General features: G+C 54.6%; 12 protein-coding genes and 3 tRNA genes. 10 read left to right on the forward strand and 5 right to left on the reverse strand.

Annotated features, from left to right (window positions below):
• The first annotated feature begins 86 nt into the window (after positions 1–86).
• The 3 genes from sbmC (at position 87) to O1723_RS07745 (ending at position 2,205) form a co-directional block, all read left to right on the forward strand.
• Positions 87–560 (forward strand): DNA gyrase inhibitor SbmC, encoded by a 474-nt coding sequence (gene sbmC / locus O1723_RS07735; RefSeq protein ID WP_014884460.1) that lies wholly within the window; start codon positions 87–89, stop codon positions 558–560.
• Between the two features lie 92 nt (positions 561–652).
• Positions 653–1,711, forward strand: a complete 1,059-nt coding sequence (locus O1723_RS07740; protein ID WP_014884459.1) for an FUSC family protein — start codon at positions 653–655, stop codon at positions 1,709–1,711.
• A 158-nt stretch (positions 1,712–1,869) separates the two neighbouring features.
• Positions 1,870–2,205, forward strand: coding sequence for a DUF496 family protein (locus tag O1723_RS07745; protein WP_008499467.1), 336 nt, complete (start codon positions 1,870–1,872; stop codon positions 2,203–2,205).
• Positions 2,206–2,348: 143 nt separating this feature from the next.
• Here the strand turns inward: O1723_RS07745 and O1723_RS07750 are convergent.
• Positions 2,349–2,424: transfer RNA gene (locus tag O1723_RS07750), tRNA-Asn, on the reverse strand.
• Between the two features lie 161 nt (positions 2,425–2,585).
• Between O1723_RS07750 and emmdR the strand changes: the two genes are divergently transcribed.
• Entirely contained in the window at positions 2,586–4,040 is a 1,455-nt protein-coding gene (gene emmdR, locus O1723_RS07755) for a multidrug efflux MATE transporter EmmdR (protein ID WP_121496143.1), read from the forward strand.
• A gap of 103 nt (positions 4,041–4,143) precedes the next feature.
• Positions 4,144–4,219, forward strand: a tRNA-Asn gene (locus O1723_RS07760).
• 142 nt (positions 4,220–4,361) lie between these two features.
• On the opposite strand, the gene O1723_RS07765 is transcribed toward O1723_RS07760, so the two are convergent.
• The 3 genes from O1723_RS07765 to shiA all read right to left on the reverse strand — a co-directional run bounded on the left by O1723_RS07765 (position 4,362) and on the right by shiA (position 8,989).
• Positions 4,362–6,128 (reverse strand): aminopeptidase P family protein, encoded by a 1,767-nt coding sequence (locus O1723_RS07765; RefSeq protein ID WP_023337510.1) that lies wholly within the window; start codon positions 6,126–6,128, stop codon positions 4,362–4,364.
• A 19-nt stretch (positions 6,129–6,147) separates the two neighbouring features.
• Positions 6,148–7,602, reverse strand: coding sequence for an AMP nucleosidase (locus O1723_RS07770; protein WP_014884456.1), 1,455 nt, complete (start codon positions 7,600–7,602; stop codon positions 6,148–6,150).
• Between the two features lie 73 nt (positions 7,603–7,675).
• Positions 7,676–8,989, reverse strand: coding sequence for a shikimate transporter (shiA, locus tag O1723_RS07775; RefSeq protein WP_023337509.1), 1,314 nt, complete (start codon positions 8,987–8,989; stop codon positions 7,676–7,678).
• Between the two features lie 190 nt (positions 8,990–9,179).
• Here shiA and ldtA point away from each other — a divergent pair, with 190 nt between their 5' ends.
• Entirely contained in the window at positions 9,180–10,079 is a 900-nt protein-coding gene (ldtA, locus tag O1723_RS07780; protein WP_023338516.1) for a L,D-transpeptidase, read from the forward strand.
• Positions 10,080–10,223: 144 nt separating this feature from the next.
• On the opposite strand, the gene O1723_RS07785 is transcribed toward ldtA, so the two are convergent.
• Positions 10,224–10,299 (reverse strand) — tRNA-Asn (locus O1723_RS07785).
• A gap of 320 nt (positions 10,300–10,619) precedes the next feature.
• Between O1723_RS07785 and nac the strand changes: the two genes are divergently transcribed.
• From nac to O1723_RS07805, 4 genes are all read left to right on the forward strand, one after another.
• A complete protein-coding gene (gene nac / locus O1723_RS07790; protein ID WP_014884446.1) occupies positions 10,620–11,537 on the forward strand; it encodes a nitrogen assimilation transcriptional regulator NAC in 918 nt (305 codons plus the stop codon).
• Between the two features lie 96 nt (positions 11,538–11,633).
• Positions 11,634–12,584 (forward strand): HTH-type transcriptional regulator Cbl, encoded by a 951-nt coding sequence (gene cbl, locus O1723_RS07795; protein ID WP_248190821.1) that lies wholly within the window; start codon positions 11,634–11,636, stop codon positions 12,582–12,584.
• Positions 12,585–13,091: 507 nt separating this feature from the next.
• Positions 13,092–13,496 (forward strand): Rid family hydrolase, encoded by a 405-nt coding sequence (locus tag O1723_RS07800; RefSeq protein WP_032629102.1) that lies wholly within the window; start codon positions 13,092–13,094, stop codon positions 13,494–13,496.
• A complete protein-coding gene (locus tag O1723_RS07805; protein WP_023338515.1) occupies positions 13,489–14,679 on the forward strand; it encodes an MFS transporter in 1,191 nt (396 codons plus the stop codon). Before O1723_RS07800 ends, O1723_RS07805 begins: the two co-directional genes overlap by 8 nt.
• Positions 14,680–14,685: the final 6 nt, after the last annotated feature.

A 14,685-nucleotide genomic window follows, 5' to 3' on the forward strand; every position in this document is an offset into this window, starting at 1 on the left:
TGCTCACATAATAAACACTCCTCGTTTGCCGATAATATTGTTCCTGTTTTATAGTGTATAAATATACAGTAATAAGCGGAGGCAGTATGGACTACAGCATCAAGCAGCAACAGAAGCGTAAGATTGCGGGTTTTCATCTTGTTGGGCCGTGGGAAAAAACGGTTAAGCAGGGATTTGAACAGCTGGTCATGTGGGTGGACGGACGTCACATTGAGCCGCTGGAGTGGGTGGCGGTCTACTACGATAATCCTGATGAGGTCCCGGCGGAAAAACTGCGCTGTGATACGGCCGTTACGGTACCGGAGGATTTTGTTATCCCGGATAACAGCGAAGGCGTCATGATGACGGAAATCGCGGCGGGTGATTATGCCGTGGCCACGGCGCGTGTGGAAAACTACGACTTTGCGACACCGTGGTATCAGTTCTTCAATTCCCTGTTGCAGGACAATAAATATCAGATGGCGCTCAAACCCTGCTTCGAACGTTATCTCAATGATGGCAACGCGGACGGTTACTGGGATATCGAAATGTTTATCGCGGTAGAGCACAAAACGGCTTAAGCCTGCTAAATGAAGGGTTTTTCAGCCGGGTGTGATCCGCCCGGCTGAAAACACAGTACAATTGTGATTTGCCGTGTAGCTGGAGAGCGGGTGTGCGTCCCGACAAATCATTAACGCCGTTTGAAATTCGTCTATACAAACATTACCGCGTGGTGCATGGGTGCCGCATTGCGCTGGCGTTCGTATTGACTTTTATACTGGTCCGACTGCTGGATGTTCCGGAGGGGACGTGGCCGCTGATCACGCTGGTGGTGGTGATGGGGCCTATCTCATTTTGGGGGAACGTTGTTCCTCGCGCCTTCGAGCGGATCGGCGGTACCGTTCTTGGCTCTGCGCTGGGGCTTATTGCCCTGAAGCTGGAGCTTATCTCATTTCCGGTCATGCTGGCATGGTGCGGTGCGGCCATGTTCCTCTGCGGTTGGCTGGCGTTGGGCAAACGCCCCTATCAGGCGCTGCTGATTGGTATCACCCTTGCAGTGGTGGTCGGCGCACCGGCCGGGGATATGACCACGGCGCTCTGGCGAAGCGGGGATGTCATCCTGGGCTCGCTGCTTGCCATGCTGTTTACCGGCATCTGGCCGCAGCGTGCTTTTTTGCACTGGCGTATCCAGATGGCCAGCTATGTCACCGCGTTTAACCGCGTTTACCAGGCCGGTTTCTCCCCCAATCTGGTTGAGCGCCCACGGCTGGAAAAGCATCTGCAAACCATCCTTAATGACGTGGTCAAAATGCGCGGCCTGATTACCCCCGCGAGCAAAGAGACCCATATTCAGAAAGCGATTTTTGAGGCTATTCAGACCGTAAGCCGCAATCTGGTCTGCATGCTTGAGCTGCAGATTAACGCGCACTGGGCTTCTCGCCCAAGCCATCTGCTGATGCTCAACGCACATACGCTGAAAGAGACACAGCAGATGACGCAGCAAACCCTGTTGACCATCGCTCATGCGCTCTATGAAGGCAACCCGCAGCCGATACTGGCGAACAGCGAGCGTCTGAATGACATTGTGGCGGAGCTGAAAACGCTTATTAGCGAGCGGCAGGGTGATAACGTGGCGGAAACGCCCATTCATGGCTATGTCTGGTTGAGCCTGGAACTGGCTCGGCAGCTTGAACTGTTATCGCACCTCATTTGCCGGGCGCTGCGCAAATAAAACGCGGATGTGACGCCTGCTGCTTCGATTCAGCAGCAATTGGGGTTATGATAGCGTTAAACGATATAGTCATTGTCATTCGCAGCCGCTGTCAGTAAGGTTATTGATACAACGGTTGCTTTAACGAATCCGAATCTCACATTATCAGGGGTGTAAAAATGGAAACTACCAAGCCTTCGTTCCAGGATGTTCTGGAATTCGTCCGCCTGTTCCGCCGCAAAAACAAACTGCAGCGTGAAATCCAGGACGTTGAGAAGAAGATCCGTGACAACCAGAAACGTGTCCTGCTGCTCGACAACCTGAGCGACTACATCAAGCCAGGCATGAGCGTTGAAGCTATTCAGGGCATCATCGCCAGCATGAAGAGCGACTATGAAGACCGCGTGGATGACTACATCATCAAAAATGCTGAGCTGTCCAAAGAGCGTCGCGATATCTCTAAAAAGCTGAAAGTGATGGGCGAAATCAAAAACGGCGAAGCAAAAAGCGAGTAATCGCAGTGAATGGTGAAAAAGGCTCTCTGGTGACAGAGAGCCTTTTTTATTTTAGTAGGTCGGGTAAGGCGCAGCCGCCACCTGACAATTTTATCAGGCACAGAAAAGCAAAAAGCCTGCTTTAAAAGCAGGCTTTTTAAATTTGGCTCCTCTGACTGGACTCGAACCAGTGACATACGGATTAACAGTCCGCCGTTCTACCGACTGAACTACAGAGGAATCGTTGTGGAGGCTTATCTTAGCGGCGAAAAAACTTTTGTCAAACCTGATCTTAGAGAAAATCGACTGACTGCTGAATCTGTCGTCAGTTTGTTGTAAATCCACACATCTTTTTCAGGAAAATACTTTGCAGGATGAGCATTTCTCCCCCATCATTTGAAATGGAGTTTCAACTTTTCTCGCTAAGGTCCATTTTGAACGTCACTGCTCCTCTGCGCCAGGCGATCATGCGCACGCCCTGGTACGCAAAACGTAAAAGCTATCGTGTCCTCTTCTGGCGTGAAATCACCCCCCTTGCGGTGCCTATCTTTCTGGAGAATACCTGCGTACTGCTGATGGGGGTGTTGAGCACCTTCCTTGTCAGCTGGCTGGGGAAAGAGGCGATGGCGGGGGTTGGGCTGGCGGACAGCTTCAACATGGTGGTGATGTCCTTCTTCGCGGCTATCGACCTTGGGACAACCGTCGTGGTGGCCTTCAGCCTCGGCAAGCTTGACCCCAAACGGGCCCGCGAGGCGGCTCGCCAGTCGCTGATGATCATGACCATTTTTTCGATCGTTCTGGCGGCGGTGATCCACTATTTCGGTAAAGAGATTATCGACGTTGTCGCCGGGGAAGCCACGAACGAGGTGAAGGACCTGGCGCTAACCTACCTCGAAATGACCGTCATAAGCTATCCGGCCGCAGCCATCGCGCTGATTGGCAGTGGCGCGCTGCGCGGGGCGGGTAACACCAAAATCCCGCTGCTGATCAACGGCGGGATGAATATCCTGAATATCATCATCAGCAGCGTGCTGATCTACGGCGTGTTTTCATGGGAAGGGTTGGGGTTCGTCGGTGCTGGTCTGGGGCTAACCATTTCTCGCTACATTGGTGCTGCGGCGATTATCGGGGTGCTGATGACGGGCATCACGCCTTCGCTGCGGCTTACGCTGAAAAGCTACTTCCGACCCTTTAACTTCGCCATTATCTGGGAAGTGATGGGGATTGGTATTCCCGCCAGTATTGAATCAGTGCTGTTTAACGGCGGTAAGCTGCTGACGCAGATGTTTGTCGCCGGTATGGGGACCGACGTTATCGCCGGTAACTTTATCGCCTTCTCCATCGCCTCGCTGATTAACCTGCCGGGTAACGCGCTGGGTTCAGCCTCGACCATCATCACGGGCAAACGGCTCGGGAAAGGGCAGATAGGCCAGGCGGAACGTCAGCTGCGCCACGTGTTCTGGCTGTCAACGATTGGCCTGACGGCGATCGCCTGGGGAACCGCCCCCTTTGCCGGGCTGATGGCCGCGTTTTATACCCATGAACAGGATGTGAAAGAGGTTGTTAAGATCCTTATCTGGCTCAATGCCGCGTTTATGCCCATCTGGGCGGCCTCATGGGTGCTACCCGCGGGTCTGAAAGGGGCGCGTGATGCTCGTTTTGCGATGTGGGTGTCGATGCTCGGCATGTGGGGATGTCGGGTTGTGGCGGGTTATACGTTAGGTGTGGTGCTTGGCTGGGGCGTGGTGGGTGTCTGGCTGGGAATGTTCCTTGACTGGGCCGTGCGCGGGGCGCTGTTCTACTGGCGTATGGTCAGCGGGCGCTGGCTATGGAAATATCCGCGACAAAATGCCTGACAAATGCGCGAAATGGAGAATAAATCGGCAAACGATCGGAAATCTGCATTCTGCCTTTGACATCCCGGGGGAGCATCGATAATATGCGCCCCGTTCACACGATTCCTCTGTAGTTCAGTCGGTAGAACGGCGGACTGTTAATCCGTATGTCACTGGTTCGAGTCCAGTCAGAGGAGCCAAATTTAAAAAGTCTGCTTTTAAAGCAGGCTTTTTGCTTTTCTGCGTAAGGTAAATGCAAAACGGCAACCTTGTTGCCGTTTTTAGTGTTTGCACCCTCTCCCGTGGGAGAGGGATGGGGTGAGGGCACCAGCCCGCACGATGTTACATGCTAATCGGCGCCGTCGCCTCAACCAGCCACGGACGCGCTTCACTATTCACCAGCGGTGACAGCGCCTCGCGAACCTGCTGATGATATTCATCCAGCCACTGCTTTTCCTGCCCGGTCAACAGCTGCAATTCCACCTGGCTTAAATCAATCGGGATCAGCGTTAGCGAAGAAAACGTGCAGAACCCCGGGCGGCTTTCAACAATTTCCACCTGGTTTTCAATGCGGATACCGTGGCTGCCGCCCAGATAATACCCCGGTTCAATGGTCATGATATTGCCCGCCACCAGTGGCCAGGGGTTAACCTTTTTGGCGATGCGGTGTGGGTTTTCATGGATAAGAAGCTGATGCCCCACGCCATGTCCCGTGCCGTGATCGTAATCCAGTCCCATTTCCCACAGCGGACGTCGCGCGAAAGCGTCCAGCTGATGCCCGTGTGTGCCGGATGGGAACTGCAGGGTTATCAGCGACAGGAAGCCTCTCAGTACGGCGGTATAATGCATACGCTGCTGCGGGGGAACATGACCCCAGGCAAGCGTGCGCGTGGCGTCAGTGGTGCCGTTAGTGTACTGACCACCAGAATCATTCAGGTAAAAATGATCGTGGCCGATGGGTTTGTTGCTGGCCTCGCTGGAGTGATAGTGGCACATCGCCGCGTTGCTCGAAGAGGCGGAAATGGTCGCAAAGCTCTGCTCGATAAAGCCGGGCTGCTGTTTACGGAACGCGAGCTGTTGCGCCTGTACTTCGAGCTCGGTTAACGGATTTCCAGCCGCTTCACGTCGCGGCACTTCACGGCTCAGCCAGGCCAGGAAGTTGACCCACGCGGCGCCGTCCTGGTGATGACATTCACGATACCCTGCCAGCTCGACCGGGTTTTTGGTGGCTTTCAGCAGGGTGATCGGATCGGTCTGCCAGACGATCTCCCCCTGTGGTTCAATGGCGAAGCGCAGGGCTACCGGTGCGGAATCGGCATCGACCATCACCCGTTTACCTTCCGCAATTTCTCGGCAGCGTTCGATAAAGGCGTCCTGTGGCGCAGTAGCGAGCGTGTTACGCACGGCTTTGGGCAGGGCGCTGAGCTTAGTGTCGTTAACAAACCACTCCACGTGACCGTCGCGACGCAACAGGGCAAAAGAGAGCGGTACCGGGCTGGTGGGGATATCTGACCCGCGTACGTTGAGCAGCCAGGCAATGTTATCCGGCAGCGTAACCGCCAGATAATCAGCATTGTTCGCGGCCAGCACAGCGGCAACGCGCTGACGTTTGTCTTCGCTGCTTTCACCGCTTACCGCAAACGGCATTTCACGGATCTGCCCCGCCGGTGCGGCAGGACGATCGATCCAGAGCGTGTCAAACGGTGAGGCATTCAGCGGGACGAGCTCACACGGCGTGGCAGAAAGTTGCGTAAACTCGGTATTTGTCATCAGCAGTGGATCAAAACCGATGCGCGTGGCGGGCTCAACGTTTGCCGCCAGCCATGCTGCCAGCGGTTCATTGTGCAGATGATGAATTTCAATCTCATCCAGGTTGACCTGAACACGGGCCTGCACCTGATAGCGCCCGTCGACGAACAGCAACGCCTTGTCTTTCAGAACCAGCGCCAGGCCAGCCGAGCCGTCAAAGCCCGTCAGCCAGGCCAGTTTTTCATCATACGGCGCGCAGTATTCACTCTGCCAGGCATCCGCGCGCGGGACGATCATCCCGTCGAGATGGTTTTCCTGAAGCCACCGGCGCAGGGCCGCTAAGGGTGATGAGGTGGACATGCATTTTCCTTAATTGTTATCAGCGGAACGGTGGCTCGTTGAAGGTACGCAACTTGCGGGAATGCAGTTTGTCACCTTCCGCCCGCAGCAAATCAATGGCACGAATGCCAATTTGCAGGTGTTCGGATATCGCCCCTTCATAGAAGCGGTTGGCCTGACCCGGCAGCTTGATTTCGCCATGCAGCGGCTTATCGGACACGCAGAGCAAGGTGCCGTAAGGCACGCGGAAGCGATACCCCTGCGCGGCAATGGTGGCGCTTTCCATATCAATCGCCACCGCACGGCTCAGGTTGAACCGCAGCGCGGAGGCGGAGTAACGCAGCTCCCAGTTACGGTCATCGGTAGTGACCACCGTACCGGTGCGCAGGCGCTGCTTAACCTCTTCACCGGGCATGCCGCTCACCTCTTTGGTGGCGTCATACAGCGCGCGCTGCACTTCAGCGATGCTCGGAATCGGAATGTCTGGCGGCAGCACGGCGTCGAGAACGTGGTCGTCGCGTAAGTAGGCGTGGGCCAGCACGTAATCACCAATCAGCTGGCTTTCGCGCAGGCCGCCGCAATGGCCGATCATCAGCCAGACGTCCGGGCGCAGTACCGCCAGATGGTCGCAGATGGTTTTGGCGTTCGACGGCCCCACGCCGATGTTGATCAGCGTGATGCCCTGGCCGTCGGCGGTGATCAGGTGCCAGGCAGGCATCTGGTGCTTTTTCCATGCCAGGTCGGAAATGGCCTGCTCGGGCGCTTCAGTCTCTGCGGTGATCCAGATCCCGCCCGCACAGGAGAGCGCGATGTACGGGCTTTCCGGGTCAAGGATCTGGCTGCAGCCCCAACGGACAAACTCATCGACGTAACGGGTGTAGTTGGTAAACAGCACGAACGGCTGGAAATGCTCGGCGGGCGTGCCGGTGTAGTGGCGCAGGCGTGCCAGCGAGAAATCCACCCGGCGGGCATCAAAGTGCGAGAGGGGAGAAAATTCTGCCGGGTGATAAATCCCGTCTGCCGTTTCATCGCCAATCTGTGAAAGCTCGGTGGTTGGGAAATGGCGGGTCAGTCCCGCGCTCATGGAACGATCAAGGGTTAGCGCCGAACCGTCAATCACGTAAGGATACGGGATCTCATGCTGTGAAGGTTCTACGGCAATGTGTGCGCCGTAATCCTGGTATAACAGCGTGAGTTGCTCTTCAAGATAAGGGCGGAACAGTGCAGGGCGGGTGACGGTGGTGCTGTAGCAGCCGGAGTGGGTAAAACGGGCATAGGCGCGGGTTTTTGGCGTCGTGCTGGCGCTGCCATCCCAGGTCACAGAGAGCGATGGATAAACAAAAAGGCCTTCACTTCTGGCCTTTTCGTCGGGAAGTTTCCCTGTTTCGATATATTCGCTGATGGCGCTGCGCAGCGCGTTGACGGACTGTTCATACAGTGCGTCGAGTTTTTCCAGCGCCTGAGCCGGGGTCAGGCTGGAGCCCTTATTATTCATCTCTGTCTCCTTGTTCCACAGGTGTGCGACTCTACCCGATAGTATGTCACACGCCTGTGAAACAAAAGGGAGATCAGCTGTGGCGCGTCTCTTTCATCAGTAGCGCCGTCGCCGCTGACAGCAGGCATCCAGCCAGCAGATAAATCGCCACGCTGTGCCAGTTTCCCCCGGAGAAGGTCACCAGCGCGGCGGCAATAAATGGCGTGAAACCGCCGCCGACCACGCTGGCAACCTGGTAGCCCACGCCCGCGCCGCTGTAGCGATAGCTCGCGCCAAACAGTTCGGTAAACATCGGCTGCTGTACGCAGACCACCATATCGTGAGCGATGTTCGCGAGCATAATGGCGAAGAAGACAATCCAGAAGACAGACTGCGCCTCCAGCGCCATAAAGAACGGCCAGGCGCTGAGGGTACCAATCAGCGCGCCGGTGATATAGACGCGACGGCGGCCAAATTTGTCCGCCAGCCAGGCGAAACAGGGGATCGTCAGGCAGCTGATCCCGCCGACCACCAGACCAATATTCAGGAATAGCTCACGCGGCAGACCGAGATTTTGCGTCGAGTAGTTCAGGGCAAACGCGGTGACGATGTACATCGTCAGCAGCTCACACAGGCGCAGGGCGATAATTTTCAGAAAAGCGCCAGGGTGCCGGACGAGGGCTTCCATAACCGGAAGGCGTTTTTTGACGGAAGGCTTTTCCTGCTGCTTTTCGAATTCTGCCGACTCCTCCATCCCATTACGGATCCACAGCGCGGCAATGACCAGCACGATGCTGAAGATAAACGGAATGCGCCAGCCCCAGCTCAGGAACTGCTCGTCGGTGGTGTAATGGCTGATGAGTGACACCAGCCCGGTCGACAGCAGCAGCCCCACGCCATATCCCACCTGTACGCCGCTGCTGTAGAACGCTTTCCGGTTTTTCGGTGCGCTCTCAACGGATAACAGCGCCGCGCCGCCCCATTCGCCGCCTACGGCGAAGCCCTGGATGGCGCGCAGTGTCACCAGCAATACCGGTGCCCACCAGCCAATGGCGGAAAACGAAGGGAGAATGCCAATCAGCGCAGTGGCAATCCCCATCATCCAGACGGTAAGCATTAGCATGCGTTTGCGGCCCAGCCGGTCGCCGAAGTGGCCGAAGATCACCCCACCAAGCGGACGAAACAGGAACCCGACGCCGAAGGTGGCAAATGCGGCGAGGGTGCCCATCGCGGGGCTGACCTGGGGGAAGAATTCACGGTTAAACACCAGCGCGGCGGTGATACCGTAGAGCAGAAAATCATACCAGTCGACGACGGCGCCCGCGAAGCTGCCGAGGGCGGCGCGACGGGCACGATTGAGCGAAGGGGTCTCCTCGCCGGGACGTTCGGAGATGAGGGTGGAGTCCATAGTTGTCCTGTCCATACTGATTTTAATTATTGGTATAAGAAAAGGTCACTCACATAGCAGCCGTCATATAAACGGAACCTATGAGACTACCGCGACAGGCAGCCTGTGCAAACTGATTTTATCTCCTGATGGGTAATGCAAAACGGCTACGCTATGCTTAACAAATAGCGAAGCGACTGAGGAAGGGAAGATGCGTCGTACAGAGGTGTTGGGTTGTCTTGCTGCATTACTGATCGGCCACAGCGTGCAGGCGGTGAGCTATCCCTTACCACCGACGGGCAGTCGTCTGGTGGGCAGCTCGCAGGTCATCACCGTGCCGGATCGCAATACGCTACCGCTTGAGGCGTTTGCCGCGCGCTACGGACAGGGCCTAAGCAATATGCTGGAAGCAAACCCGGGCGTGGATCCTTTTCTGCCTAAGTCCGGCACCCGGCTGGTGATCCCCCAGCAACTGATTTTGCCCGACACCGTCCGCGAGGGGATTGTCGTTAACGTGGCGGAAATGCGTCTCTACTATTATCCACCGGGCAGTAATACCGTTGACGTATTGCCCATCGGCATCGGTCAGGCCGGGCGTGAAACTCCGCGAAACTGGGTAACGGCCGTTGAGCGTAAGCAGGAGGGGCCCACCTGGTCTCCGACGCCGAATACGCGTCGCGCCTATGCGGCAGAGGGGAAAACGCTTCCGGCCTTCGTGCCCGCCGGGCCGGATAACCCGATGGGCCTGTATGCGATATATATCGGCAGGCTGTATGCGATTCACGGCACCAACTCGAATTTCGGTATCGGGCTACGGGTTAGCCAGGGATGTATTCGTCTGCGTAACGCCGATATCAAATATCTTTTCGATAATGTTCCCGTGGGCACCCGTGTGCAGATTATCGATCGCCCCGTTAAAGTGACGACAGAGCCGGACGGTAGCCGGTGGGTGGAGGTTCACGAACCGCTATCACGCAATCGGGCGGAATTCGAGTCAACCCGGAAAGTGCCTCTGCCCATTTCGGCCGCGCAGCGGACACAGTTGATTAACGAGGGCGCGGGAGCGGAGCTGGAACGTCGGTCGGGGATGCCGGTTAAGATCGGTATGTGAGGTGATTTTCGCCGGGTGGCGGCTTCGCCTTACCCGGCCTACGATTCGAGGTTTTTGTAGGTCGGGTAAGGCGAAGCCGCCACCCGACAATTTTACCAGATGCAGAAAAGCAAAAAGCCCGCTCGTAAGCAGGCTTTTCAAATTTGGCTCCTCTGACTGGACTCGAACCAGTGACATACGGATTAACAGTCCGCCGTTCTACCGACTGAACTACAGAGGAATCGTGTGAACGGGGCGCATATTATCGACGTCAGCCGCGCTTGTCAAAGGGTGGATCAACGCCTTTTGATCGTTTGCTGACAAAATCGGCAATGTGATGTTTTTGACAGCGTAATGCACCGCTTTGGTGCGTATATACCTCTAATGGGGCAGATCATAAACTGCTGTTTCAGTAATAAAACCCCCCTCCATGATTAGGTTTCCTTATTTTCAGGCGCTTAGCGAGGAATTCAGACCGCCCTGTAAAAGTGGCATTCATATTGCAAAACCTGTTCAACAACGATAGCCAGTACCGGCAAAGCATTTCGAACAGGGGGCAAAATGAACTTAAGACGACTGAAATACTTCGTAAAAATCGTCGATATCGGCAGCCTGACTCAAGCGGCAGAAGTGCTGCATATCGCGCAGCCTGCGCTGAGCCAGCAGGTGGCTACTCTGGAAGGCGAGATGGATCAGCAATTATTGATTCGTACCAAACGCGGCGTCACGCCAACGGAAGCCGGAAAAATTCTTTATACCCATGCCCGCACTATTCTGCGCCAGTGCGAACAGGCGCAACTGGCGGTCAACAACGTCGGCCAGACCCTCAGCGGGCACGTTTCCATTGGTCTTGCGCCGGGCACTGCGGCGTCTTCTATCACCATGCCGCTGCTGCAGGCCGTTCGTGCTGAGCTACCGGAAGTACTGGTCTATCTGCACGAGAACAGCGGTTCGGTACTCAATGACAAACTGCTCAATGGCCAGCTGGATATGGCGGTCCTTTACGATCGTTCTCCGGTCGCCGGGATCACCAGCCAGCCGCTGCTGAAAGAAGATCTCTACCTCGTGGGCACCCGCGACTGTCCTGGGCAGAGCGTCGATCTTACCGCCGTGGCAGAAATGAACCTCTATCTGCCGCGTGATTACAGCGCCGTGCGTGTGCGCGTGGATGAAGCATTCTCCCTGCGTCGCCTGACGGCCAAAATCATCGGCGAGATCGACTCACTCTCCACGCTGACCGCGGCCATTGCCAGCGGAATGGGCGTAACCGTGTTGCCAGAATCTGCAGCGCGCTCGCTCTGCAGTGCGGCAAATGGCTGGATGGCACGGATCACCACGCCTTCGATGAGCCTGCCGCTGTCGCTCAACATGTCCGCACGCGGCTCGCTGACGCCACAGGCGCAGGCGGTAAAAGAGATTTTGATGTCGCTGGTCAGCAAGCCATCGCTTGAGAACCGTGAACTCCAGCTCGTGAGCTGATATTCCATAAAAGCATAAGTTGCGGGTTTTTATTATTTGTTCTGCAGTGCGGCTGACTCTAACAATAGCGTTATGTCAGATGCGCCGGAGTGAATCGTGAATTTCCAGCAACTTAAAATTATCCGTGAGGCGGCCAGGCGGGATTACAACCTGACCGAGGTCGCCAATATGCTTTATACCTCTCAGTCCGGCGTCAGTCGCCATATCCGCGAGCTGGAAGAAGAACTGGGGATAGAGATTTTTATCCGTCGCGGCAAGCGTCTGCTTGGCATGACGGAGCCGGGCAAAGCCTTGCTGACCATTGCGGAGCGGATCCTCAACGAAGCCAGCAATGTGCGCCGCCTGGCGGATCTCTTCACGAATGACGCCTCGGGCGTCCTCACCATCGCCACCACCCACACCCAGGCGCGTTACAGCCTGCCGCCAGTGATTAAAGCCTTCCGTGAACTTTTTCCTGACGTCCGCCTGGAGCTTATCCAGGGGACGCCGCAGGAAATTGAAGTGCTGCTGCAAAATGGTGGGGCAGATATCGGCATTGCCAGCGAACGCCTGAGCAACGACCCGCTGCTGGTGGCTTTTCCCTGGTTCCGCTGGTATCACAGTTTGTTGCTCCCCGCCGATCATCTGTTGAATCAGGTTTCGCCCCTGACGCTGGAAGACATTGCCAAATGGCCGCTGATTACCTATCGCCAGGGCATTACCGGACGCTCGCGCATTGATGAAGCCTTCAACCGCAAAGGGCTCACGCCGGACGTGGTGCTGAGCGCACAGGACTCTGATGTAATCAAAACCTACGTCGAGCTCGGGCTGGGCATAGGTCTGGTGGCAGAACAGTCCAGTGGCGAACGCGAGGGGGGAGATCTGGTGCGTCTTGATACACGTCATCTGTTTGATGCCAATACCGTATGGCTCGGCCTGAAGCGTGGACAGCTGCAGCGCAACTATGTGTGGCGCTTTATCGAACTTTGCAACGCCGGGCTGTCCGTTGATGAGATTAAACGTCAGGTGATGGAGCCAGAAGAAGTGGCGATTGATTATCAGATTTAAGCCCTTTATAGCACCCGTCTCCGTCGACAAGAAGCAAAGGCCTGCAATTAAAGCAGGCTTTTTTATTGAAACCGTTTAATTTCCTGACCGCTTATTCTTAAGAATACCCTGATTAACAACGATACTCTGTGACGTCATAAGGTTGTCTTATATTTAAATATTTCTCATATTTTCCATTGAGTTACATATAAAAATAAATAACGAAATATGATTCTTTTAGGTGAGGTTAATATTTGCGTGCGGTAAAAACTCGCGGTTAAATAAAAGAGTCATTATTTTAATACTCAGCTCATTTAATTGACGTTATCTGCGGGAAATTTTCTGCCTTATTTATCATTTAATTTTATTAATTTAGATATTGATTGGTTAGCTGTGCTTACAGCTTATCCAGGAAATGCTTACTTAATTACCTGCTAAATTTCAGGTCAATTTTTTGTTATTTTTTCTGGACAAATTTGATTGGGTTGTAATATGTTTGTTTCACCCTGTGATGAAAGGCATGACATTGTGGAATCAAAAAGACTTATTACTTCTGGCAGCAGCTGGGAGGAGGCTTTCGGTTTCTCGCGAGCGGTAGAAGCAGACGGTTGGCTATATATTTCGAAAACGGGACCTCTTAATTCTTGTGGTGAGATTGAATCTGATGACATCTCACTGCAAACGGAATGCGTTCTGAATAAGATCAAGGGGATACTTGAATCCAGTGGTTATGCAATAGACGATGTAATACAAAGCAGGCTGTATCTGACTGAAATTGAAGAATGGCAGCAAGTAGCGCGTATCCATGGGCACTATTTCCGTGATTCCCGACCTGCATTTACGTTATTGCATGTCTTACCGTTTCCCGAGAAAAAAATGAAAGTAGCAATTGATATTGTGGCAAAAAAAAGACAGGGGGCGATTAATGAGTGATATCGCGCAAGAAAATCCGGTTTCGCCGTTATTTATCTGGTTCGCCAGTATCGCGGCGGGTACGGCTATGGCAAATAACTATATTCTTCAGCCCGTATTGCCCGCTATCGCGGCATCTTTGCAGTTGCCTCTGTTTTATACCGGCTTCATTGCGGCGAGCATGCAAATAGGTTATATGCTGGGAATACTGTTTCTTGTTCCGCTTGGAGACAGCGTTAACCGTAAGAAACTGATTATTTCTCAGTTTATTCTCCTCTCACTTGCGCTCTTCGCCGCTTCCCTGACCCGTCAGCCGTTGCTCCTTTTTAGCGCGGGAATAGTGACAGGCGCCATGGCGACAAGCGCAGTGCAACTGAATGCGCTTGGATTTCACATTACGCCAAAAGGCGCTACGGTAGGACTGATCACCATGGGCATTTCGGCAGGAATACTGCTCGCGAGGCTCGTGGGCGGCAGTCTGGCCGATGCGCTTGGCTGGCGAGGGATGCTGGCCATCTTCGCAGCCGTTATGGCCTCCATGGCGCTACTGGCCATCAGATGCCTGCCTGATGTCAAACCCGCAAGGGAGACGGGGTATCTGAGCGTCATGGTGCAATTGCCGGGCTTGCTGCGTAACGTGCGGCTTATTGAATCTGCCGTCACCGGAGGGGCATGGTTTTTCGTCTTTAGCCTGTTATGGGTGACCATCATGCTTCATCTGCAAAGACCGCCACTCCATCTGCCAGCGGGAACAGCCGGATTATTTGGCCTGGCGGGTATCGTCGGTCTTGTACTGGCGAACTATGCGGGGAAACTGGCTGACCGCTTCGGGTGTCGCAGCGTGATTTTTGGCGGAATGGTATTTGTGGTTGCGGGAATAGCCATACTGTTTCTCTTTCCTGCGTCCTTACCGGGAATTACGCTGGGCATTATATTATTCGATTTAGGGTGTTTTGCCGCGCAGGTGGCTAACCAGACGCGTGTTCTCGGATTACATCCGGATAAAAGAAGCAGCCTCTATGCGCTTTATATGTTCTTTTATTATGCATTGGGCGCAGCCGGATCCGTTACCGGTCCGTGGGTTTATGAAAGGTGGGACTGGCAGGGCATCTGTTTGCTGAGCCTCGTTATGGTCATGATAGCGATGATAACCACCGCGATGGGGTATTTTAACGAGAACAGCGTCGCCCACGTTTCGAACTAAACACTT

This window comes from Enterobacter cloacae complex sp. HYC080_NIDB (genome assembly GCF_056673325.1).